Raw genomic sequence first — 21903 nt, forward strand, 5'->3', positions numbered from 1 at the left:
AGCCGCTCAGCGCGTCATCCAGGCTTCGAGCTCCTCGGCCGGCATGGCCTTGGCGAACAGCCAGCCCTGCCCTTCGTGGCAGCCCAGCCCGATGAGGTATTGCCGCTGCTCCTCGGTCTCGATGCCCTCGGCGATGACGGTCAGGCCCAGGCCGTGGCCGAGGTTGACGACCATCTGCGCGATGGTGGAGCCGGCCGACGAGGCCTGCGCCTCCTGCACGAAGGCGCGGTCGATCTTGAGGCGGTCCACCTGCAGCTGGCGCAGCTGGCTGAGCGATGAGAAACCGGTGCCGAAGTCGTCGATGGCAACGCTGAAGCCCAGCCGCTTGATGTCGGCCAGCACGCGCAGCACGAGGTCGGCGTCCTCCATGGCCATGGACTCGGTGATCTCGAGCTCGATGTTCTCGCCGATGACGCTGCAGTCGCCCATCGAGCGCGCCAGCATGTCGATGAAGCCGGGGTGGCGGAACTGCGCCATCGAGATGTTGACGGCCATGCGGAACTCGCGATGCCCCAGCGCCTGCATCTTCTTCAGCTGCACGCAGGCGGCGCGCATGACGAACTCGCCGATGGGGATGATCAGGCCGCTCTGCTCGGCCAGCGGAATGAACTGGTCCGGCGGGATGAAGCGCCCTTCGTCGGTGCGCCAGCGCAGCAGCGCCTCGGCACCGATGACGCGGCCGGTGTCGAGGTCGACCTGGGGCTGGTAGACGACGAAGAGCTGGTTTTCCTCGAACCCGGTGCGCAGGCCCTTGAGGAGCTTGAAGCGCTCGCGCGCATCGCTGCCCATCGCGGCCGAGAAATATTGAGATGAGCCACGCTGCTGCTGCTTGGCGCGCTTGAGCGCGATCTGCGCGTCGAGCAGCAGTTCGGAGCCGACCGCCTTGGACTCGCCCAGGCGGACCAGGCCGGTGGTGGCCGACAGCTGCAGGCGCTCGCCAGCCACGATGAAGGGCTCGGCAAAGATGGCCTGCACGGTCTCGGGGCAGACCTTGGCATGCTCGCCGAGCACGCCGAAGGTGTCGGCGCCGACGCGGGCCATCGCGGTGTCGCCGCCCAGCATCTCGCTCATGCGGTGCGTGGCGGCCTGCAGCACCTGGTCGCCGAAGTGATGGCCGAAGGCGTCGTTGATGTCGGAGAAGTCGTCGATGTCGATCAGCGCGAGCGTGACACCGGACGGGTCCTTCAGGTTCTTGTCGAGCAGCTCGACGAAGCGGTTGCGGTTGGGCAGGCGCAGCAGCGGGTCGTTGTAGGCCTGGTCCAGCAGCTGGCTGTACAGCACGACGTTCTCGAAGCCGACCGCGATGTTGGAGCAGAAGGCGCGCAGCAGCTGCTGGTCGAGTTCGTCGAGCTCGCGGCCGACGTCGACCAGCGCCGCCATCGCGCGACCGGGGCCCATGCCGAAGTACAGGCAGGTGACGCCGTCGTAGAGGCTGCGCTGCTCCTGCAGGCAGCGCTCGAGGCGCTCGCGCACGGCCGCGATCTTGACCTGCGCCAGCGGGCGGTCGATGAGGCCGCTGTACTGGCCGGCGGCCGCGACGATGCGCACCTCGTCGGGAGACTCGCCATGCGTCTGCGCGCAGACCAGGCCTTCGGGCAGGATGCCGAGCAGCGCGCAAAGCTGGGTGACGACGCCCTCGGCGAAGCGGGAGAGCCCGCGCATGCGCGACAGCGACGTGCTGCTCTCGACGATCATCTCCAGCCCGCGGCGGTTGGCCTCCAGCGCGCAGATCTGGCGGTAGGAGCGCACGGCCGCGGTCAGCACCGTGTACAACCGCGTGCGCGTCAGCTCGGACTTGGTCTTGTAGTCGTTGATGTCATAGGTCTGCACCGTCTCGATCTCGGGCGCATAACCGGGCTGGCCGGTGCGCAGCACGATGCGCACGGCGTCCAGCCCCAGCTCGTCGCGGATGTGGCGCACCAGCTGCAGCCCGGCGTCCTCGCTCTCCATGACGACGTCGAGCAGCACGACGGCAAGGTCGTCCTCGCTGGCCAGCAGCTGGCGGGCCTGGGCGGCGGACGTGGCGTGCAGGAAGACCAGGGGCTGGCCTTCAACGGTCAGGCCCTGCATGGCCAGTTCGGTGGCCTTGTGGACGTCGCCGTCGTCGTCGACGATCAGAATGCGCCAGGGCCGCTCCGGCGGCCGATGCTCGTCGCTGCCCTGCTCGGGATCGTCGAGCAGTTCGAGCAGGTCGTCGTCAACGGCGGGCGTGTCTTGCATGGGCGGAGCTCGGGACACGGGGGCTGCCACGGCCGCGGCAGCCTCGTCGGTCAAGAGCTGCAAGCGTAGTGCATCCGTCGGTGCGCCGCGGCGAAAAGCACGGGCAAATGTCCCGCACCTCCCCTTAACGTTTGCCGGGTTTGCCCGGACGCGCGGCCGGCGCGCGCGCCGCGCCGGTGACACGAGGCGGCAGGCCGGTGTGCTGGGTCAGGACCTGACCCTGGCGCGGTTTAGCGGCCGATGGCTTGGCAACGGTCGAGTTCTTGCGCCGGGCGCTCTCGTAGCCGCCGTCGGTGAGCGGCTGGTAGCTCGGGATCAGGTGATGCTTGCCGTTGCCGATCAGGTCGGCGCGGCCCATGGCCTTGAGCGCCTCGCGCAGCAGCGGCCAGTTGTTGGCATCGTGGTAGCGCAGGAAGGCCTTGTGCAGCCGGCGACGGCGCTCGCCGCGCACGATGTCGACCTTCTCGCCGCGTGTCTCGTCGCGGCTGATGCCCTTGAGCGGGTTCATGCCAGAGTGGTACATCGCCGTGGCCGTCGCCATGGGGCTCGGGTAGAAGGTCTGCACCTGGTCGGCGCGGAAGCCGTTCTTCTTCAGCCAGACGGCGAGGTTCATCATGTCCTCGTCGCTGGTGCCGGGGTGGGCTGCGATGAAGTACGGGATAAGGTACTGCTTCTTGCCGGCCGCAGCACTCGCCGCCTCGAACATCTGCTTGAAGCGGTCGTAGGCGCCGATGCCCGGCTTCATCATCTTGGACAGCGGGCCGCCCTCGGTGTGCTCGGGCGCGATCTTCAGGTAGCCGCCGACGTGGTGCGTGACGAGCTCCTTCACGTACTCGGGCGACTGCACCGCGAGGTCGTAGCGCAGACCGGAGCCGATGAGGATCTTCTTGACGCCCGGCAGCGCACGCGCGCGGCGGTACATCTTGATCAGCGGGTCGTGGCTGGTGTTGAGGTTCGGGCAGATGCCCGGGTAGACGCAGCTGGGCTTGCGGCAGGCGGCCTCGATCTCGGGGCTCTTGCAACCGATGCGGTACATGTTGGCCGTCGGGCCGCCGAGGTCGGACACGATGCCGGTGAAGCCCTTGACCTTGTCGCGCATCTCCTCGATCTCGCGGATCACGGAGTCTTCCGAGCGGCTCTGGATGATGCGGCCCTCGTGCTCGGTGATCGAGCAGAAGGTGCAGCCGCCGAAGCAGCCGCGCATGATGTTCACGCTGAAGCGGATCATTTCCCAGGCTGGGATCTTGGTCGCGCCGTCGTGGCTGCCGGTCTCGTCCGCGTAGGCGGGGTGCGGGCTCCTCGCATACGGCAGGTCGAAGACGTGGTCCATCTCCGGCGTGGTGAGCGGGATGGGTGGCGGGTTGATCCACAGGTCGCGCTCGCCGTGGCGCTGCACCAGCGCGCGGGCGTTGCCGGGGTTGGTCTCCAGGTGCAGCACGCGGTTGGCGTGGGCGTACAGCACCGGGTCGCTCTTGACCTGCTCATAGGCCGGCAGGCGCACGACGGTGTGGTCGCGCGGCGGCATCTGGATGCGGCCGATCTTGTGGATGGCGATCGGCTTGGGAGCGTCCGGCTCCGTCGCGCAGGCTTCCTGCTTGATCTCTTGGTACGGGCTGATCAGATCGTCGATGCGGCCCGGGCGGTCCACCTCGGTGGAGTCCAGCTCGAACCAGCCCTCGGCCGACGGGTCGGCATCGCGGCGCATGAAGGCGGTGCCGCGGATGTCGGTGAGCTGCTCTATGGGCTCGCGGCGGGCCAGCCGGTGGGCGATCTCCACGATGGCGCGCTCCGCGTTGCCGTAGACGAGCAGGTCGGCCTTGCTGTCCACCAGCACCGAGCGGCGCACCTTGTCCTGCCAGTAGTCGTAGTGTGCGATGCGGCGCAGCGACGCCTCGATGCCGCCGATGACGACGGGCACGTCCTTGAAGGCCTCCTGGCAGCGCTGCGTGTAGACCAGCGTCGCGCGGTCGGGGCGCTTGCCGCCTTCGCCGCCGGGCGTGTAGGCGTCGTCGCTGCGGATTTTTCGATCAGCCGTGTAGCGGTTGATCATCGAGTCCATGTTGCCGGCCGCGACGCCGAAGAACAGGTTGGGCTTGCCCAGCGCCTTGAAGGCATCGGCGCTCTGCCAGTCCGGCTGCGCAATGATGCCGACGCGAAAGCCCTGAGCCTCCAGCGTGCGGCCGATGACGGCCATGCCGAAGCTCGGGTGGTCGACGTAGGCGTCGCCGGTGACGATGACGATGTCGCAACTGTCCCAGCCGAGCTGCTCCATTTCCGCCCGGGACATGGGCAGGAAGGGCGCGGGGCCGAAGCGCTTGGCCCAGAACGGGCGGTAAGCGGTCAGCGCCTTGGGCGGTTGGGGTAAAGCGGACATGGCGAGATTGTCGTTGGGCAGGCCCAGAAAGCACAAAGCCCGCGCAGGGCGCGGGCTTGACTCAACGGCCGAAGCCGTGAGGGATTACAGCGAACGGATGTTCGAAGCCTGCAGACCCTTGGGGCCCTGCTTCACTTCGAATTCAACCTGGGCGCCTTCGGCCAGCGTGCGGAAGCCGCCGTTGTTCTTGATTTCGCTGTGGTGGGCGAACAGGTCCTTGCTGCCGTCGGCCGGCGTGATGAAGCCGAAGCCCTTGCCGTCATCAAACCATTTGACGGTGCCGGTTTGCATGGTGCTCATGGAATTTCCTTACTGTTGTCGTACTGAGTGGCCCGCCCCGGATCGGCTGCGGAATTCACAACGACGTTCAGGAAACAAGACCAACAAAAAGGCGCCGGAAGTCGGCGCCGGGGAGCATTCTAGTTCAAGCCGCCATTCGCTGCTTGACAAGCATCACGCCGTGGGCCCGCGGCGCACTGCCCTCGACGCGGCTTTCCTCGAAGACGGCGCAGGCGCAGTCGCGACAGGCGCCGCAGGCTGTCGCCACGCGCAGGTCGTCCTGCAAGGCCTCGAAGTTCGGGCAACCGGACGACGCCGCGATGGCGATGTCACGGTCGGAGACGCGGTGGCAGACACAGACGATCATGGTGACGCGAAGTTTAATGCGAATCGGTCTCATTTGCAGAAAGACCGGTTTTGACCGAGGGGTTTGGCTGGGGATACTTCGGTACATCTTCACGAACACAACAAGGACAGGCCCCATGAAAGGCGACCCGCAAGTCATCGCGCACCTCAACGCCCAGCTCAAGCTCGAACTGACCGCCATCAACCAGTATTTCCTGCATGCCCGCATGCTGAAGAACTGGGGCTTGATGAAGATGGCCAAGCACGAGTACGAGGAATCCATCGAAGAGATGAAGCACGCCGACAAGCTCATCGAGCGCGTGCTGACGCTGGACGGCCTGCCCAACCTGCAGGACCTCGGCAAGCTCTACATCGGCGAGAACGCCGTCGAGACGATGAACTGCGACCTGATCATCGAGAGAGCCTCGCACTTGCACCTGAAGGAGGCCGTGGCGTACTGCGAGAGCGTGCGCGACTACGTGTCCCGCGAGCTGTTCGTAGAGATCCTCGATGACACCGAGGAGCACATCGACCACCTCGAAACCCAGCTGGAGCTGGTCACCACCGTCGGCGAGCAGAACTATCTGCAATCGCAGATGGGCGACGCGAGCTGATCAGCAGCCGCAACCGCGCGCCGAGCCGCCTCCCGAGGCGGCTTTTTCATGCCTCAGAGGAAGCGTTCGAGCAGCCGCTTGGAGTGCTTGTCCAGGGCCCACCGGTCGGGCACCTGCAGCTGCACGCCGTGGCTGGAGGTGATCAGCAGCCGGCCTTCGTCCAGGCGGCGGATGTCTTCCTCGCTCTTCAGCACGAAATCGATCTCGCCGCGGTCGGTCTCGATGCGCCAGGTGCTGGGCGTCCCGAACGTATTGACCGAGACCAGGCGCTGCAGCGTGGGATGGAACTCCCGCGCCGCCAGTTCGGCCTCCAGCAACCGGCGCGGGCCTTCCGGCAGCGCGGACAGGCGTGGCACCCACGCCAGCTCATGGCCATGCATGCCCACCAGCGACAGGCCCTCGTCCGGCGCCGAGAGGGGATGGGCGCGCACCGGCGTCACGCCGGCATGGGTGTCGCCGTTCAGGTCGGTCAGCAGCAGCTTGCCGAAGGCATCCAGCTGAAGGTCGCGGAAAGGCAGTGTGCTCATGCGTTCACCGTGTGGGCATTCGGGTTGGGCGCCACGACCATCAGGCCACCGTCGTCACCGCCCTCGGCATCGACGCGCCGGGCCTGGGCTTCCCACAGCCGCCAGTAGTGGCCCTGCTGGGCGATCAGCTCGTCATGCGGCCCCAGCTCGACGATCTCGCCGCGGTCCATGACGACGAGGCGGTCGGCCTTGCGCAGCGTGGACAGGCGGTGGGCGATGGCGATCGTCGTGCGGCCCTTCACGAGGTTGTCGAGCGCGCGCTGGATTTCCTTCTCGGTCTCGGTGTCGACCGCGCTGGTGGCTTCGTCGAGGATGAGGATGGCCGGGTCGATCAGCAGCGCGCGGGCGATGGAGATGCGCTGGCGCTCGCCGCCCGACAGGCCCTGGCCGCGCTCGCCCACCAGGCTGTCGTAGCCGTGCGGCAGGCGCAGGATGAACTCGTGCGCATGCGCCGCGCGGGCGGCCGCGACGATCTCGTCGCGGGTCGCGTCAGGCTTGCCGTAGGCGATGTTCTCCGCAATGGTGCCGAAGAACAGGAAGGGCTCCTGCAGCACCAGGCCGATGTGGCGACGGTAGTCGGACACCTTGATGCGGCGCAGGTCGACGCCGTCGACCTTGATGCTGCCTTCGGTCACGTCGTAGAAGCGGCAGATCAGGTTCACCAGCGTGCTCTTGCCCGAGCCGCTGTGGCCCACCAGGCCCACCATCTCGCCGGGGCGGATGTCCAGGTTGAGGTTGCGGATCACCGAGCGCGAGCCGTAGCGGAAGTTCAGGCCCTGCATGGAGATCGCGCCGGTCACATCGTGGAAGGGCAGCGGCTGCACCGGGTCGGGCACGTTGGAGACGTGGTCCAGGATGTCGAAGATGCGCTTGGCGCCGGCCGCGGCCTTCTGCGTGACAGAGACGATGCGGCTCATCGAGTCCAGCCGGCCATAGAAGCGGCCGATGTAGGCGAGGAAGGCGGTCAGCGTGCCAACGGTGATGCTCTGGTGCGCGATCAGCCAGATGCCCACGCCCCAGACCACCAGCAGACCCATCTCGGTCAGCAGTGCGACGCTGGGCGTGAACAGGCTCCAGGTCTTGTTGAGCCGGTCGTTGACCTCCAGGTTCTTCTGGTTGGCCTCGCGGAAGCGCCGCGCCTCGCGCTTCTCCTGCGCGAACGCCTTGACGACGCGGATGCCGGGGATGGTGTCGGCCAGCACGTTGGTGATCTCGCCCCAGACGCGGTCGATCTTCTCGAAGCCGGTGCGCAGCCGGTCCCGCACGAGGTGGATGAGCCAGGCGATGAAGGGCAGCGGCACCAGCGTGGCCAGTGCCAGGCCGGGGTGGATGCTGAACAGGATCACCGAGGTCATGCCCAGCATCAGCACGTCGGTGATGAAGTCCAGCGCATGCAGGCTGAGGAACACCGAGATGCGGTCCGTCTCCGAGCCGATGCGCGCCATCAGGTCGCCGGTGCGCTTGTTGCCGAAATACTCCAGCGACAGGCCCAGCAGATGCTCGAAGGTGGCCGTGCGCAGGTCCGCCGCGATGCGCTCGGACACCAGCGACAGCAGGTAGGTCTTGGCCCAGCCCAGGCCCCAGGACACCAGCGCCGCGCCGAACAGCCCGCTCAGCAGCAGGCCTACCAGGCCGGGGTCGATCTGCTGGCCGTTCTGGAACGGGATGAGCACCCGGTCCATCAGCGGCATGGTCAGGTAGGGCGAGACCAGCGTCGCACCGGTCGCCCCCAGCATCAGCGCGAAGCCGAGCAAGAGCTGACCCTGGTAGGGCCGCGCGAAGCGCCACAGGCGCAGCAGCACCCAGGTGCTGGGCGGTTTGCCGGCCTCGCCGAAGTCGAAGTTGTTGTCCTCGCCGTCGTCCTCCACCTCGGCCGGCACCTGGCCGGCCAGGCGCTGCACCTCGCGCTCGAAGGCGTCGACCAGCCGCACGGCCGCCGGGTTGCTCGCCAGCGTGAAGCGCCAGCGCGCCAGGCGGCGGTGGGCGTCGAACAGCTCCATGAAAGCCAGGCCGCCGTGGTCGCTGAGCTTGAGCGCCAGGCCGGGCGCGAGATTGAAATCGCTCCAGGCACCGCTGCCCGGCTCGAAGGCCAGCAGCCGTGAATTCGTCAGCGCAATGAGCCCCTGCGCGAAGCGTCCAGAGGCGTCCAGGTCAACCTCCAGCGTGGCCACCACGTTCTCGCCAGCCTGGAGCCGCCCTTGCAAGGCGGCCATTTGCGGATGCGGCGCGGCGACGGGAGGAAGGTCTTGCATGCTGTTGTGGGCTCCTACGGACTGTCGCAATTCTGTCCGATGACTTCGGCGCACAATTCCACGGGCCTGCACTGCGCACAACCCCTTACTCGATACGCTCCATGAGCAAGAAGAACGACATCCGCCTGCTGCGCGTCAATTACCTGCGTGGACCGAACATGTGGACCTACCGGCCGGTGCTGGAGGTCTGGCTCGATCTCGGCGAGCTGGAGGACCATCCCAGCCACCAGCTGCCGGGCTTCAACGACCGCCTGACCGCCGCCCTGCCCAACCTCATCGAGCACCACTGCGGCGTCGGCGAGCGCGGCGGCTTCATCGAGCGCCTGCAGGGCGGCACCTGGATGGGCCATGTGCTGGAGCATGTCGTCATCGAGCTGCTGAACCTGGCCGGCATGCCCACCGGCTTCGGCCAGACCCGCAGCACCAGCCAGCGCGGCGTCTACCGCATGGTGTTCCGCGCCCGTGACGAGCAGGTCGCCCGCGCGGCGCTGGCCGAGGGCCATGCCCTGATCATGGCCGTCATCAACGACCAGCCCTTCGACGTGCCCGCCGCCGTGGCCCGTGTGCGCGACAAGCTGGACGACTGCTACCTCGGCCCCTCCACCGCGGCCATCGTCGCGGCCGCGACCGATCGCCGCATCCCGCACATCCGCCTGAACGACGGCAACCTCGTGCAGCTGGGCCATGGCGCGCGCCAGCGCCGCATCTGGACGGCCGAGACCGACATGACCAGCGCCATCGCCGAAGGCATCGCCGGCGACAAGGACCTGACCAAGACGCTGCTCAAGGCCGTCGGCGTGCCGGTGCCCGAGGGCGAGGAAGTGAAGAGCGCCGCCGAGGCGTGGCGCGCCGCGCAGGACCTCGGCCTGCCGGTCGTCATCAAGCCCAGCGACGGCAACCATGGCCGCGGTGTCACGCTGGACATCGCCAGCGAGGCCGACTGCGAGGCCGCCTTCAAGCTGGCCGACGCGGAAGGCTCATCGGTGCTGGTGGAGCGCTACATCCGCGGCAACGAGCACCGCGTGCTGGTGGTCGGCGGCCAGGTCGTGGCGGCCGCGCGCGGCGAAGCCGCCTGGGTGCACGGCGACGGCACGCACACCATCGCTGAGCTGATCGACCTGCAGATCAACACCGACCCGCGCCGCGGGCTGACCGAGGATTTCCCGCTCAACCGCATCACGCTCGGCGAAGACCCCGTCGTGCTGCTGGACCTGCAACGCCAGGGCTTCACGCCCGAGTCCGTGCCCCCCGCGGGCAAGGCGGTGCTCATCCAGCGCAACGGCAATGTCGCCATCGACTGCACGCCCGAGGTCCATCCGGAAGTTGCCCACGCCGTGTCGCTGGCAGCACGCACCGTGGGCCTGGACATCGCCGGTGTCGACCTCGTCACCGAGGACATCTCGAAGCCCTTGAGCGAGACCGGCGGCGCCATCGTCGAGGTGAACGCCGGCCCGGGCCTGCTGATGCACCTCAAGCCCGCCGGTGGCGCGCCCCAGCCGGTGGGCCAGGCCATCATCGACCACCTGTTCGCCGAGGACGAGAACGGCCGCATCCCCATCGTCGGCGTGGCCGGCTCGCGGGGCGGCCAGCAGGTCTCGCGCCTGGTCGCCTGGCTGCTGCACCTGAACGGCCGCCACGTCGGCCTGGCGTGCCGTGACGGCCTGTTCCTCGGCACCCGCCGTGTCGAGAAGAAAAACAGCGCCCGCTGGGACGCCGCGCACCGCCTGCTGATGAACCGCGGCGTCAACGCCGTCGTCGTCGAGAACGACCCCGCCTCCATCCTGCGCGACGGCCTGGCCTATGACCGCGCCCTGGTGGGCGTCGTGACCGACATGGACGGCATCGCGGCGCTGGCCGAGTTCGACGTGCAAGACGCCGACCAGCTCTACAAGGTGCTGCGCACGCAGGTCGACGTGGTGCTGAGCGACGGCGCCGCCGTGTTGAATGCGGCCCATCCGCGCCTGGTCGACATGGCCGAGCTCAGCGACGGTGAGGTCGTCTTCTACGCCGAGGACGGCGGCCTGGAGGCCATCCAGCGCCATCGCGACAACGGCGGCCGCGCCGTCTTCCTGCGCGGCGGCGCCGCCGTGCTGGCGCAAGGCCCGGCCGAGACGCCCGGCGCCAACATCGAGGCCCTGCTGCGCCGCTTCGGCAGCGAAACGGCCGACGCCTCGACATTGCTTGCCGCCGTTGCCGCCGCCTGGGCGCTGGGCATCTCGCCCGAGCTGATCGCCGCCGGCCTCGACACGTTCGTCCCCACCTTGCACCTCGCTTAAAAGAAAACGACTCATGGACGTTTCCCGCACCCGCGCGCTGCGCGGCCCGAACATGTGGAGCCGCCACACGGCCATCGAGGCCGTCGTGCATTGCACCGACGTCGAGCGCTCGCTCGAACGCCTGCCCGGCTTCGAGCCGCGCCTGCGCAAGCTCTTCCCCACCATCGGCGAGCTGCGCGCCGACGCCTCGCTGGCGCAGGTGCTGGAGCAGGCGACGCTGGCGCTGCAGGCCCAGGCCGGCTGCCCGGTCACGTTCAGCCAGACGCATGTGACGCCCGAGGCCGGCACCTACCAGCTCGTCATCGAGTACAGCGAGGAAGACGTCGGCCGCCTGGCCTTCGAGCATGCCCTCAAGCTCGTGCTGGCGGCGCAGAGCGGCGGCGAGTTCGATGCCGATGCGGTGCTGGCCCAGCTGCGCGAGCTGGACGAGGACATCCGCCTCGGCCCCTCCACCGGCTCCATCGTCAACGCGGCCATCGCCCGCGGCATCCCCTACCGCCGGCTCACACAGGGCAGCCTGGTGCAGTTCGGCTGGGGCGCCAAGCAGCGCCGCATCTGGGCCGCCGAGGTGGACGCGACCAGCGCGGTCAGCGAGTCCATCGCGCAGGACAAGGACCTCTGCAAGCGCCTGCTGCAGGCGGCCGGCGTGCCCGTGCCCATCGGCCGCCCGGTCGATTCGGTGGACGACGCCTGGGCCGTGGCGCAGGAGATCGGCCTGCCCGTCGTCGTCAAGCCGCAGGACGGCAACCAGGGCAAGGGCGTCACCGTCAACGTGACGACGCGCGAAGGCATTGCCGCCGCCTACAAGGCCGCCGACGAGATCGGCCAGGTCATGGTCGAGAAGTTCCTGCCCGGCGGCGACTACCGCCTGCTCGTCATCGGCGACAAGCTCATCGCTGCGGCCCGCCGCGACCCGCCGCACGTCATCGGCGACGGCACGCACACGGTCAAGCAGCTGGTCGACAAGGTCAACGCCGACCCACGCCGCGGTGATGGCCATGCCACGTCGCTGACCAAGATCCGCTTCGACGACATCGCCGTCGCACGGCTCACGCAGCAAGGCCTGACGCCGGAATCCGTGCCCGAGAAGGGCCAGCGCGTCATCCTGCGCAACAACGCCAACCTGTCCACCGGCGGCACCGCCACCGACGTGACGGACGACGTGCACCCCGAGGTGGCGGCCCGCGCGATCGCGGCGGCCCAGGTCGTGGGCCTGCATGTCTGCGGTGTCGACATCGTCGCCGAGAGCGTGCTGCGGCCGCTGGAGGAGATCAACGGCGGCATCGTCGAGGTCAATGCCGCCCCTGGGCTACGCATGCACCTGAGCCCGAGCTATGGCAAGGGCCGCAACGTCGGCGAGGGCATCATCGGCCACCTGTTCGGCACGGGACCGAAGGCCGAGGACGGCCGCATCCCGGTCGTCGCCGTCACCGGCACGAACGGCAAGACGACGGTCACGCGGCTGATCGCCCACATGTTCGCCAGCTGCGGCCTGAAGGTCGGCATGACCAACACCGACGGCGTCTACGTCGACGGCCGCCAGATCGACAGCGGCGACTGCTCGGGCCCCCGAAGCGCGCGCAACGTGCTGATGCATCCCGACGTCGAAGCCGCCGTGCTGGAGACGGCCCGCGGCGGCATCCTGCGCGAGGGCCTGGGCTTCGACCGCTGCCAGGTGGCCGTCGTCACCAACGTCGGCGCCGGCGACCACCTCGGCATGAACTTCCTGCACACCGCGGAGGACCTGATCCTCGTCAAGCGCGTCATCGTGCAGAACGTGGCGCCTACCGGCTACGCGGTGCTGAACGCGACCGACCCGCTGACGGCCGGCATGGCCGCCGTCTGCCCCGGCCAGGTCATCTACTTCGCCGCCGACCGCCACCACCCGCTGATGGCCACGCACCGCGCACAGGGCAAGCGCTGCGTCTACGTCGACGGCGACCAACTCGTCGCCGCGCAAGGCGTGTGGCGCGAGAACATCCCGCTGCGCGACATTCCCATCACCCGCGGCGGCCTGATCGGCTTCCAGGTCGAGAACGCCATGGCGGCCGTGGCCGCCGCCTGGGGTGTGGGGCTGGACTGGGACACCATCCGCCGCGGCGTCGGCAGCTTCGCCAACGATGCCGACAACGCGCCAGGCCGCTTCAACGTGATGGACTACCGCGGCGCCACCGTCATCGCCGACTACGGCCACAACGGTGACGCGATGAAGGCGCTGGTCGGCGCCGTCGCGGCGCTGCCGGCCAAGACCCGCAGCGTGGTCATCAGCGGCGCCGGCGACCGCCGCGACGAGGACATCCGCGTGCAGACCGAGATCCTCGGCGGCGCGTTCGACGAGGTCATCCTCTACGAAGACGCCTGCCAGCGCGGCCGTGCGGCCGGCGAGGTCGTGGCGCTGCTGCGCGCCGGACTGGAAGGCGCCGCGCGCACCAAGCATGTCGAGGAGATCGTCGGCGAGTTCGCCGCCATCGACCGCGCGCTGGCGCGCCTGCAGCCGGGCGACTTGTGCCTGGTGCTGGTGGACCAGGTGGAAGAGGCGCTGGCCCACCTGGCCAAGCGGATCGCCGAAGGCTGAGGGTGAGCCGCCCGCCGCACCACCGCGATGGCGGCTTCCAGAACAACCACGGCGACTTCGAGCCCAAGTCGCTGGCCGACTTGCTGCGCTGGCGCTGGAACGCCGCGCGCCAGGGGCTGCCGCCCCGGCCGCAGATCCCGACGCCGACACAGCCAGCCGACCTCGGCTTCATCCGCGCCAACACGGGTACGGTCCAGCAGCCGGCCGTCACCTGGATCGGCCACGCGACCGTGCTCGCCCAGCTCGGCGGCCTGAACCTGCTGACCGACCCCATCTTCTCGGAGCGCGCCTCGCCGCTGTCCTTCGCGGGCCCGAAGCGCGCGCAGCCACCCGGCGTGGCCCTGGCCGAGCTGCCGCACATCGACGCCGTGCTCGTCTCGCACAACCACTACGACCACCTCGACCTCGCCTCTTGCCGCGCGCTGGCGGCCCAGGCCGGCGGCAGTCCGCTGTTCATCGTGCCGCTGGGGCTCAAGGCCTGGTTCCAGGCCCGCGGCATGGCGCGCGTCGCCGAGCTGGACTGGTGGCAGGGCGAACGCCTGGGCGGCGCCGACATCGTCCTCGTCCCAGCCCAGCACTGGTCGGCCCGCGGTCTGAACGACCGCATGAAGACGCTGTGGGGCGGCTTCGCCGTGTTCGCGCCGGACTGCCAGCTGTTCTTCGCCGGCGACACCGGCTACTCGCGCGACTTTGCCGACATCCGCGCGCGCTTTGCCGAACGGCAGCAGGACGGCGGCTTCGACATCGCGCTGATTCCCATCGGCGCCTACGAGCCGCGCTGGTTCATGCAGGACCAGCACGTCAACGTGGAAGAGGCGCTGAAGATCCACGCCGACCTGGGCGCCAAGGCGTCGCTGGGCGTGCACTGGGGCAGCTTCGAGCTGACCGACGAGGCGCTGGACGAACCGCCGCGCCAGCTGCAGCGCCAGCGCGCCGAACTGGGCCTGCCGGAAGAAGCCTTCTTCACGCTGGCCATCGGCGCGACGCGGCGCCTGCCGCGCCGCCGCTAGCCCGCACGGCGGCGCAGGCACCATTCTTGCCAAGCCGCCAGCCATGAAGAAGCCCACCGACTACCTGCGCCAGCTCGGCCCCGGCCTCATCACCGGCGCGGCGGACGACGACCCCAGCGGCATCGCCACCTATTCGCAAGCCGGCGCGCAGTTCGGCTTCGGCATGTTGTGGAGCCTCGTCTTCACGCTGCCGCTGATGACGGCCATCCAGATCGTCAGCGCCCGCATCGGCTACGTCTCCGGCCGCGGCCTGGCCGCCAACATGAAGAAGACCTTCCCACGGCCGGTGCTGATCGTCCTGGTGGGTCTGCTGTTGCTGGCCAACATGCTCAACATCGCCGCCGACATCGCCGCCATGGGCGCCGCACTGCACCTGTTGCTGGGCGGCCCGACGCAGCTGTATGCGCTCGGCTTCGGCATCGTCAGCGTCATCATGCAGGTCTTCCTGGCCTACGAGAGCTATGTGCGCTGGCTGAAATGGCTGACGCTCGCGCTGCTGGCGTACGTGGGCGTCGTCGCGGTCATCGGCCTGGACTGGGGGGAGGTGCTGGCGCGCACGCTGCACCCCAAGCTGACCTGGAACCGCGACACGCTGCTGATGCTGGTGGCCCTGCTGGGCACGACGATCAGCCCTTACCTCTTCTTCTGGCAGGCCAGCCAGGAGGTCGAGGACCGCCACGCCACCAACGGCGGCCGCCACCACCTCAGCCCCGCCGAGGTGCGCGAGCACCTGCGCCACATCAAGCTGGACACGCACATCGGCATGGGCTTCTCCAACTTCATCGCCTTCTGCATCATGCTGTCCACGGCCGCGACGCTGCACCGCATCGGCGTGCACGACATCGAGACGTCGGCGCAGGCCGTCGAGGCGCTGCGGCCGGTGGCCGGTGACCATGCGGCGCTGCTGTTCAGCCTGGGCATCATCGGCACCGGCCTGCTCGCGGTGCCGGTGCTGGCCGGCTCGGCGGCCTATGCAGTATCTGAAGTGGCGGGCTGGCGCTCCAGCCTCAGCCTCAAGCTGGAGAAGGGCCAAGGCCGCGGCTTCTATGCCGTCATCGCGGTCGCGACGCTGGGCGGCGTGGCGCTGTGCTTCGCGCCGGTGGACCCGGTCAAGCAGCTGTTCTGGGCGGCCGTCTTCAACGGCATCACGGCCGTGCCCATCATGGCCGCGATGATGGTGCTGGCCACGCGGCCCGCCGTCATGGGCCCGCACGTCATCGGTACCAAGCTGCGCCTGCTCGGCTGGGCCGCCACGGCGGTCATGGCGACCGCGGTGCTGGCCCTGGCCTGGGCCTGAGAGCAGAGGCGGTCAGCCGACGCGGCAGACCTTGAGCATGTTGGTGCCGCCCGGGTAGCCCATGGGCTCGCCGCAGGTGATGGCATAGGTGTCGCCCGGCATCAGCACGCCGCGCTCGACGAGGATCTTCTCGGCCGCGGCCAGCGCCGTGTCGCGATCGCTGAAGGTGGGCATCAGCAGCGGCGTGACGTTGCGGTACAGCGCCATCTTGCGCTGGCTGACCGGCTGGGTCGTCAGGCCGAAGATGGGCACCTGGATGCGGTGGCGGCTCATCCACAGCGCCGTCGAGCCCGACTCGGTCAGCGCCAGGATGGCCTTGCAGCCGAGGTGGTGCGCAGTGAACAGCGCGCCCATGGCGATGGACTGGTCGATGCGGCCGAACTGGCGGCCGGCGAAGTCGGTGTCCAGCGTGACGAACTCGGCGCGCTCGGCCTCCAGCGCGATGTTGGCCATCTGCTCGACGGTCTCGATCGGATAGCGGCCGGCGGCCGTTTCGGCGGACAGCATGACGGCGTCGGTGCCGTCCAGCACGGCGTTGGCCACATCGCTGACCTCGGCGCGCGTGGGCACCGGGTTGACGATCATGGACTCCATCATCTGCGTGGCCGTGATGGACACCTTGTCCAGCTCGCGGGCCATCTTGATCATGCGTTTCTGCAGCGCCGGCACGGCGGCGTTGCCCACCTCGACGGCCAGGTCGCCGCGCGCGACCATGATGCCGTCGCTGGCCTTCAGGATGGCTTCGAGGTGGGGGATGGCCTCGTAGCGCTCGATCTTGGCGATCATCGCGGGCTTGTGGCGGTAGGGCTCGCCGGCGACGTTGGCCAGTTGCCGCGCCATCTCCATGTCGGTCGCGTTCTTCGGGAAGCTCACCGCCAGGTACTCGCACTGGAAGGACATCGCGGTCTTGATGTCCTCCATGTCCTTGCCCGTCAGCGCCGGCGCCGTCAGGCCGCCGCCCTGCTTGTTGATGCCCTTGTTGTTGGACAGCTCGCCGCCGAGCTTCACCGTCGTGTGGACCTGCGCGCCGCGCACATGGTCGACGGTCAGCACCAGCAGGCCGTCGTTGAGCAGCAGCGTGTCGCCGGGCTTCACGTCGCGCGGCAGTTCCTTGTAGTCGAGGCTCGCGATGTCCTGGTTGCCGAGCTCGGTGCGGTCGGCGTCGAGGATGAACTTGGCGCCGGGAACGAGTTCGATCTTGTTGTTCTCGAACTTGCCGACGCGGATCTTGGGACCCTGCAGGTCCGCCATGATGGCCACCGACTTGCCGACGCGCTCGGCCGCGGCGCGGACCATGTCGGCGCGGGCTATGTGGTCCTGCGCCTTGCCGTGTGAGAAGTTCAGCCGCACGACATCGACGCCGGTGCGGATCATCTTCTCCAGGATCTCGGGCGTGTTGGATGCAGGGCCGAGGGTGGCGACGATCTTGGTGGCGCGGGTCATGGCTTGTCTCAACTGTTCTGGGGGCGCGGAATTATGGTCCGCCACGGCCCATCGAAGTTTCGCCACGTTTCAGTGCGCGCGGCTACAGCGCCTTCTCCAAGAAAACACTCAGCGGGTCGAGCGCGTAGTCGCCGAAGGGCGGGCGCTCGACATAGCCCAGGCGCCGGTACAGGCCCAGCGCCTCGGGCTGGTGGATGCCGGTCTCCAGCCGCGCCAGCATCACGCCGCGCTCGCGCAGCCCGGCCTCCAACTGCGCCATCAGCTGCTTGGCGACGCCGCGGCCACGCGCGCTGTCGAGCACGAAGAGCCGCTTGATCTCCCCATAGGCCGGCTCGCCAGCAGGTGCGTGGCACTTGACCCCGCCGCAGCCCACGAGCTGCTCGCCCAGCCACAGCCCCCAGAACTCGCCGTTAGGCGGGCGCAGCCCGTCGGCCGGCTCGAAGTGGTTGCTCTCGCTCGGGTACAGGGCAGTCATCAGCGCCTCGGACCGGGCGATCAGCGCCTCGGCGTCGGGCTGGCCGGGGTCGAGGGGTGCGAGGCGGGTGGGCAGTTCTGGGCTCATCGAGGTTAGCGGGCGGTTACAGGCTGGGCACCGTCATCGCGAGCAGATAGCGCGCGGGCTGGGAGCCTGGGTTGGCAAAAACGCTGCGGCCGAGCACGCGGAAACTGATCGAGTCGCCCGCCATCAGCGCGAAGAGCTGGCCTTGCAGCGTCAGGCTGACGGTGCCCTCAAGCAGGCACAGGTGGTGTTCCAGCCGCGCGACGGTCGGTTCGTCATAGGCCAGCTCGGCGCCGGGCGCCAGAACCGCCTCGATGACCTCGGTGGCAAAGCCGGCCAGCGGCGGGCAGCACATGCGACGCTCGAAGCCGCTCTGCTGGTCGTGCCAGCGCGGCTGGTCGGCGGCGCGCAACAGCCGCACGGGCAGCGCCTCGGCGTCGGCCAGCAGCCGGCTGAGCGGCAGCCCATGGGCGCGGGCCAGGCGCGACAGCAGCGTCGCCGTGGGACTGGTCTCGGCGCGCTCCAGCCGCGACAACGTCGCGCGGCTCACGCCGCTGCGCGTGGCCAGTTCGTCCAGCGACCAGCCGGCCGCCAGGCGCAGCGCGGCCAAGCGCTCGGCCAGCTGGCGCTCGAACCGGCCGTCGTCGCTCGAATTTGAGAATTCTTCTCTCATACGGGAATATGCTAGCCGATATGAAGGACCCCGCCACCGCCCCGTTGCTGGCCGCCCTGGCCGTCGTGCTGACCTGGGGCTTGAACTTCCCGTTGCAGAAGGCGCTGTTCGTCGAGGTCGGGCCGCTCGCCTTCCTGGGGCTGCGCTACCTGCTCGTGCCGTTCTGCGCGGTCGCCCTGCTGTGCTGGCGCTTTGGCAGCCGCTGGCCGCGGCTGGACCGCGGCGAGGTCTGGCCCTTGATCCGCCTGACGCTGATCGGCCAGGGCCTGCATCTGCTGCTCTCGGCCTACGGGGTGGACGGCTCCACCGCCTTCAGCGCCAGCGTGCTGCTGGCATGCGGCCCCGTGTTCACGCTGCTGATCCTGCGCCTGAGCGGCGTGGAGAGGCTGTCAAACGGCCAGGTCGCCGGCGTCGCCACAGCGGCGACCGGCGCACTGCTGTTCACGTCGGACAAGCTGCTCGCGGCCGACTGGCATGCCGGGCTGGGCGACCTGACGCTGCTGGCCGCCGCTGCGTTGTTCAGCTATTACACCGTGGCGGCCAAGCCGCTGATCCAGCATCACGGCGGCGTGACGGTGCTGGGCTATGGCAGCCTGGTCTGCACGCTGCCGATGCTGCTGTGGTGCGCGCCCGCACTGGCCGCGCTGGACTGGCGCGCCCAGCCCGGCTGGGTCTGGGCCGGCACCGCCTGGCAGGTCGCCGGCGGCGGCTTCATCGGCTGGCTGGCCTGGGGCTGGGCCAACGAGGCACGCGGCGTGGCCCGCACCGCGCCGCTGATCTACCTGATGCCGCTGGTCGCCGGCACCGCCGCCTGGCTTTGGGGTGGCGAGCAGTTCAGCGCCCACAAGCTGCTGGGCGCCGGCGTCATCCTGGCCGGCGTGGCGCTGGCGCAGTTCAGTCCAGGCAACAGCGCCCCTCGCCCAGTCTCGCGTCGCTGAACGCGAGCGAGGCTGGTCGGTCCCCCGAGGGGACGAAGCCGCTGGCGGCATTGAGCCGCCAGCGGCTCCTGACGGGCCGGCTTGGCGAACTGGAGTCGGACACAAGCAGTCCCTGCGGACTGCTTGTGCCTACGGAAGGCCATGAGCCTCTGGCTCATGGCAGGCCCGGCGCTCGGCCCGGACAACACGCGAGCCTCGGTCACGCCACTCGCGTTCCCTTGGCCTCACGGACGTCCGCCACCGCCAGAGCCGTCATGTTGACGATGCGGCGCACCGTTGCCGACGGGGTCAGGATGTGCACCGGCGCGGCGGCGCCGAGCAGGATGGGGCCGATCGTCACGCCCTGGCTGGCGCTGATCTTGAGCACATTGAACAGGATGTTGGCGGCGTCCAGCGTCGGCAGCACCAGCAGGTTGGCCGCGCCGCTGAGCTTGCTGTCGGGCAGGAAGGCCTGGCGCACGCTCTCCGACAAGGCCGCGTCGCCGTGCATCTCGCCGTCGCACTCCACCTCGGGATGCCGGGCCGCGAACAACTCGTGCGCGCGGCGCATCTTCACGGCCGACGGGCGCGTGCTGGAGCCGAACATCGAGTGGCTCACAAACGCCAGCTTGGGCGGCAGGCCGAAGCGGCGCAGCTCGTCGGCGGCCATCGCGGCGATGTCGGCCAGCTCCTCGGCGTCCGGGTCGTCGTTGACGAAGGTGTCGGTGATGAACAACGTCATCTTGTCCAGCATCAGCGCGTTCATCGCCGCGAACTGGCGCGCGCCTTCGCGCAGGCCGACGAGGTCGCGCACCTGCTCCAGGTGGCGGTCGAAGCGGCCCACCATGCCGCAGATCATCGCGTCCGCGTCGCCCAGCTCGATGGCCAGCGCACCGATGGCCGTGTTGGAGCGCCGCACGGCCGACTTGGCCATCTCTGGCGTCACGCCGTTGCGCTTCATGCGCGCGTGATAGGCCTCCCAGTACAGGCGGAAGCGCGGGTCGTCCTCGGGGTCGATGACGGCAACGTCGTCGCCCAGCTTCAGGCGCAGGCCGGCGCGCTGGATGCGGGCGGCCAGCACCTCGGGGCGGCCGATCAGCGTCGGTTTGCACAGGCCTTCGTCCAGCGCCACCTGCACCGCACGCAACACTCGCTCGTCCTCGCCCTCGGCGTAGATGACGCGGGCCGGGGCGGCCTTGGCCGCGGCGAACACCGGGCGCATGAACATGCCGGTCTGGTAGACGAAGCGCTCCAGCGACTGGCGGTAGGCGTCGAGGTCGGTCACCGGCCGGGTCGCGACGCCATCGGCCGCCGCGGCCGCCGCCACCGCCGGTGCGATGCGCAGGATCAGGCGCGCATCGAAGGGCTTGGGGATCAGGTAGTCGGGCCCGAACGCCAGCTCCTGGCCGGCATAGGCCGCCGCCACTTCATCGCTGGTCTCGGCCTTGGCCAGCGCCGCGATCTCGCGCACGCAGGCCAGCTTCATGCCCTCGGTGATCTTGGTCGCGCCGCAGTCCAGCGCGCCGCGGAAGATGTAGGGGAAGCACAGGACGTTGTTGACCTGGTTCGGGTAGTCGCTGCGGCCGGTGGCGATGATGCAGTCCGGCCGCACTTCCTTCGCCAGCTCGGGGCGGATCTCCGGCTCCGGGTTGGCCAGCGCCAGGATGATGGGTTGCGTGCCCATGGTCTTGACCATGTCGGCGCTGAGCACGCCGGCCGCCGAGCAACCCAGGAACACATCGGCGCCCGCGCACACGTCGGCCAGCGTGCGCGCCGTCGTCACCTGGCAGTAGCGCTGCTTGGACTCGTCCAGCTTGCCGGCCTTGGCGTCCTCGCGCTCCGACTGGATGACGCCGCGCGAATCGCAGACGAACACGTTCTCCCGCTTCACGCCCAGGCCCACCATGACGTCCAGGCAGGCGATGGCCGCCGCGCCCGCGCCAGACACGGCGACCTTGACGGTGGCGATGTCCTTGCCCACCAGCTCAAGCCCGTTCAGCAGCGCGGCCGACGAGATGATGGCCGTGCCGTGCTGGTCGTCGTGGAAGACGGGGATGTTCATGCGCTCGCGCAGCTTCTTCTCGACGTAGAAGCACTCGGGCGCCTTGATGTCCTCCAGGTTCACGCCGCCCAGCGTGGGCTCCATGGCGGCGATGATCTCGACCAGCTTGTCCGGGTCGCGCTCGGCCAGCTCGATGTCGAACACGTCGATACCGGCGAACTTCTTGAACAGGCAGCCCTTGCCTTCCATCACCGGCTTGGCGGCCAGCGGGCCGATGTCGCCCAGGCCCAGCACGGCGGTGCCGTTGGTGATGACGCCTACCAGGTTGCCGCGCGACGTGAACTCGGCCGCCAGCGACGGGTCACGCTCGATATCCAGGCAGGGATAGGCCACGCCCGGCGAGTAGGCCAGCGACAAGTCGCGCTGGTTGGACAACGCCTTGGTCGGCGTGACGGAGATCTTGCCGCGCGTGGGGCTGCGGTGGTAGTCGAGGGCGGCGTCGCGAAGCGCGGCTTCGGCGGGCGACAGGGGAGCGTTGTTCTTTTCCATGGCGGCGGGTCTCCAAAGCGGAACCCGCGAGATTACGCCGCGTTTCAGCGC

At 69.1% G+C, this 21903-nt stretch carries 16 protein-coding genes; 6 read left to right on the top strand and 10 right to left on the bottom strand.

What is annotated here, in order from left to right; all coding sequences use genetic code 11:
• Positions 1–6: 6 nt before the first annotated feature.
• The 4 genes from ASD35_RS12425 to ASD35_RS12440 all read right to left on the bottom strand — a co-directional run bounded on the left by ASD35_RS12425 (position 7) and on the right by ASD35_RS12440 (position 5240).
• A complete protein-coding gene (locus ASD35_RS12425) occupies positions 7–2220 on the bottom strand; it encodes a bifunctional diguanylate cyclase/phosphodiesterase (protein ID WP_056875251.1) in 2214 nt (737 codons plus the stop codon).
• A gap of 124 nt (positions 2221–2344) precedes the next feature.
• Positions 2345–4594 carry a YgiQ family radical SAM protein gene (locus tag ASD35_RS12430; RefSeq protein WP_056875252.1) on the bottom strand — a complete coding sequence of 750 codons (2250 nt, stop codon included), beginning with the start codon at positions 4592–4594 and terminating at the stop codon, positions 2345–2347.
• Positions 4595–4678: 84 nt separating this feature from the next.
• On the bottom strand, positions 4679–4885 hold the full coding sequence (locus ASD35_RS12435) for a cold-shock protein (RefSeq protein ID WP_056875433.1): 207 nt from the start codon (positions 4883–4885) through the stop codon (positions 4679–4681).
• A gap of 133 nt (positions 4886–5018) precedes the next feature.
• Positions 5019–5240: a bacterioferritin-associated ferredoxin gene (locus tag ASD35_RS12440; protein ID WP_082580114.1), complete on the bottom strand. Its 222-nt coding sequence runs from the start codon at positions 5238–5240 to the stop codon at positions 5019–5021.
• 115 nt (positions 5241–5355) lie between these two features.
• On the opposite strand from ASD35_RS12440, the gene bfr reads away from it, so the two are divergent.
• On the top strand, positions 5356–5832 hold the full coding sequence (gene bfr, locus ASD35_RS12445; RefSeq protein WP_056875253.1) for a bacterioferritin: 477 nt from the start codon (positions 5356–5358) through the stop codon (positions 5830–5832).
• A gap of 53 nt (positions 5833–5885) precedes the next feature.
• On the opposite strand, the gene ASD35_RS12450 is transcribed toward bfr, so the two are convergent.
• Both ASD35_RS12450 and ASD35_RS12455 read right to left on the bottom strand, forming a co-directional pair.
• The gene (locus ASD35_RS12450; protein WP_056875254.1) at positions 5886–6359 is read right to left on the bottom strand and encodes a DUF1854 domain-containing protein; all 474 of its coding nucleotides are present in this window, start codon (positions 6357–6359) and stop codon (positions 5886–5888) included.
• Entirely contained in the window at positions 6356–8611 is a 2256-nt protein-coding gene (locus ASD35_RS12455) for an ABC transporter ATP-binding protein (RefSeq protein ID WP_082580115.1), read from the bottom strand. Before ASD35_RS12455 ends, ASD35_RS12450 begins: the two co-directional genes overlap by 4 nt.
• 101 nt (positions 8612–8712) lie before the next feature.
• On the opposite strand from ASD35_RS12455, the gene cphA (ASD35_RS12460) reads away from it, so the two are divergent.
• From cphA (ASD35_RS12460) to ASD35_RS12475, 4 genes are read left to right on the top strand one after another with little or no spacing between them, the layout of a single operon-like run.
• A complete protein-coding gene (cphA, locus tag ASD35_RS12460) occupies positions 8713–10887 on the top strand; it encodes a cyanophycin synthetase (RefSeq protein ID WP_056875256.1) in 2175 nt (724 codons plus the stop codon).
• 13 nt (positions 10888–10900) lie between these two features.
• The gene (cphA, locus tag ASD35_RS12465) at positions 10901–13462 is read left to right on the top strand and encodes a cyanophycin synthetase (RefSeq protein ID WP_056875257.1); all 2562 of its coding nucleotides are present in this window, start codon (positions 10901–10903) and stop codon (positions 13460–13462) included.
• 2 nt (positions 13463–13464) lie between these two features.
• Positions 13465–14472: an MBL fold metallo-hydrolase gene (locus ASD35_RS12470; RefSeq protein ID WP_235538330.1), complete on the top strand. Its 1008-nt coding sequence runs from the start codon at positions 13465–13467 to the stop codon at positions 14470–14472.
• 43 nt (positions 14473–14515) lie between these two features.
• Positions 14516–15769 carry an NRAMP family divalent metal transporter gene (locus ASD35_RS12475; RefSeq protein WP_056875258.1) on the top strand — a complete coding sequence of 418 codons (1254 nt, stop codon included), beginning with the start codon at positions 14516–14518 and terminating at the stop codon, positions 15767–15769.
• A gap of 12 nt (positions 15770–15781) precedes the next feature.
• Here ASD35_RS12475 and pyk read toward each other — a convergent pair whose 3' ends face one another.
• The 3 genes from pyk to ASD35_RS12490 all read right to left on the bottom strand — a co-directional run bounded on the left by pyk (position 15782) and on the right by ASD35_RS12490 (position 18384).
• A complete protein-coding gene (gene pyk / locus ASD35_RS12480; RefSeq protein ID WP_056875259.1) occupies positions 15782–17212 on the bottom strand; it encodes a pyruvate kinase in 1431 nt (476 codons plus the stop codon).
• An 82-nt stretch (positions 17213–17294) separates the two neighbouring features.
• The gene (locus tag ASD35_RS12485) at positions 17295–17774 is read right to left on the bottom strand and encodes a GNAT family N-acetyltransferase (protein WP_056875260.1); all 480 of its coding nucleotides are present in this window, start codon (positions 17772–17774) and stop codon (positions 17295–17297) included.
• 16 nt (positions 17775–17790) lie between these two features.
• Positions 17791–18384 (bottom strand): helix-turn-helix transcriptional regulator, encoded by a 594-nt coding sequence (locus ASD35_RS12490; protein ID WP_056875261.1) that lies wholly within the window; start codon positions 18382–18384, stop codon positions 17791–17793.
• Between the two features lie 20 nt (positions 18385–18404).
• Here ASD35_RS12490 and ASD35_RS12495 point away from each other — a divergent pair, with 20 nt between their 5' ends.
• Entirely contained in the window at positions 18405–19322 is a 918-nt protein-coding gene (locus ASD35_RS12495; protein WP_235538331.1) for a DMT family transporter, read from the top strand.
• Between the two features lie 199 nt (positions 19323–19521).
• Here the strand turns inward: ASD35_RS12495 and ASD35_RS12500 are convergent, their stop codons facing one another.
• Complete coding sequence (locus ASD35_RS12500; RefSeq protein ID WP_056875263.1) at positions 19522–21852, bottom strand: NADP-dependent malic enzyme; 2331 nt, start codon at positions 21850–21852, stop codon at positions 19522–19524.
• Between the last annotated feature and the right edge of the window lie 51 nt (positions 21853–21903).

The organism is Pelomonas sp. Root1444 (assembly GCF_001426885.1).
Classification (GTDB): domain Bacteria; phylum Pseudomonadota; class Gammaproteobacteria; order Burkholderiales; family Burkholderiaceae_C; genus Pelomonas.

What these genes read in the sequence shown, in the direction of transcription:
- ASD35_RS12425 (WP_056875251.1), bottom strand. Translation starts at nt 2,220, where the DNA reads ATGCAAGACACGCCCGCCGTTGACGACGACCTGCTCGAACTGCTCGAC.
- ASD35_RS12430 (WP_056875252.1), bottom strand. Translation starts at nt 4,594, where the DNA reads ATGTCCGCTTTACCCCAACCGCCCAAGGCGCTGACCGCTTACCGCCCG.
- ASD35_RS12435 (WP_056875433.1), bottom strand. Translation starts at nt 4,885, where the DNA reads ATGCAAACCGGCACCGTCAAATGGTTTGATGACGGCAAGGGCTTCGGC.
- ASD35_RS12440 (WP_082580114.1), bottom strand. Translation starts at nt 5,240, where the DNA reads ATGATCGTCTGTGTCTGCCACCGCGTCTCCGACCGTGACATCGCCATC.
- bfr (WP_056875253.1), top strand. Translation starts at nt 5,356, where the DNA reads ATGAAAGGCGACCCGCAAGTCATCGCGCACCTCAACGCCCAGCTCAAG.
- ASD35_RS12450 (WP_056875254.1), bottom strand. Translation starts at nt 6,359, where the DNA reads ATGAGCACACTGCCTTTCCGCGACCTTCAGCTGGATGCCTTCGGCAAG.
- ASD35_RS12455 (WP_082580115.1), bottom strand. Translation starts at nt 8,611, where the DNA reads ATGCAAGACCTTCCTCCCGTCGCCGCGCCGCATCCGCAAATGGCCGCC.
- cphA (WP_056875256.1), top strand. Translation starts at nt 8,713, where the DNA reads ATGAGCAAGAAGAACGACATCCGCCTGCTGCGCGTCAATTACCTGCGT.
- cphA (WP_056875257.1), top strand. Translation starts at nt 10,901, where the DNA reads ATGGACGTTTCCCGCACCCGCGCGCTGCGCGGCCCGAACATGTGGAGC.
- ASD35_RS12475 (WP_056875258.1), top strand. Translation starts at nt 14,516, where the DNA reads ATGAAGAAGCCCACCGACTACCTGCGCCAGCTCGGCCCCGGCCTCATC.
- pyk (WP_056875259.1), bottom strand. Translation starts at nt 17,212, where the DNA reads ATGACCCGCGCCACCAAGATCGTCGCCACCCTCGGCCCTGCATCCAAC.
- ASD35_RS12485 (WP_056875260.1), bottom strand. Translation starts at nt 17,774, where the DNA reads ATGAGCCCAGAACTGCCCACCCGCCTCGCACCCCTCGACCCCGGCCAG.
- ASD35_RS12490 (WP_056875261.1), bottom strand. Translation starts at nt 18,384, where the DNA reads ATGAGAGAAGAATTCTCAAATTCGAGCGACGACGGCCGGTTCGAGCGC.
- ASD35_RS12495 (WP_235538331.1), top strand. Translation starts at nt 18,405, where the DNA reads ATGAAGGACCCCGCCACCGCCCCGTTGCTGGCCGCCCTGGCCGTCGTG.
- ASD35_RS12500 (WP_056875263.1), bottom strand. Translation starts at nt 21,852, where the DNA reads ATGGAAAAGAACAACGCTCCCCTGTCGCCCGCCGAAGCCGCGCTTCGC.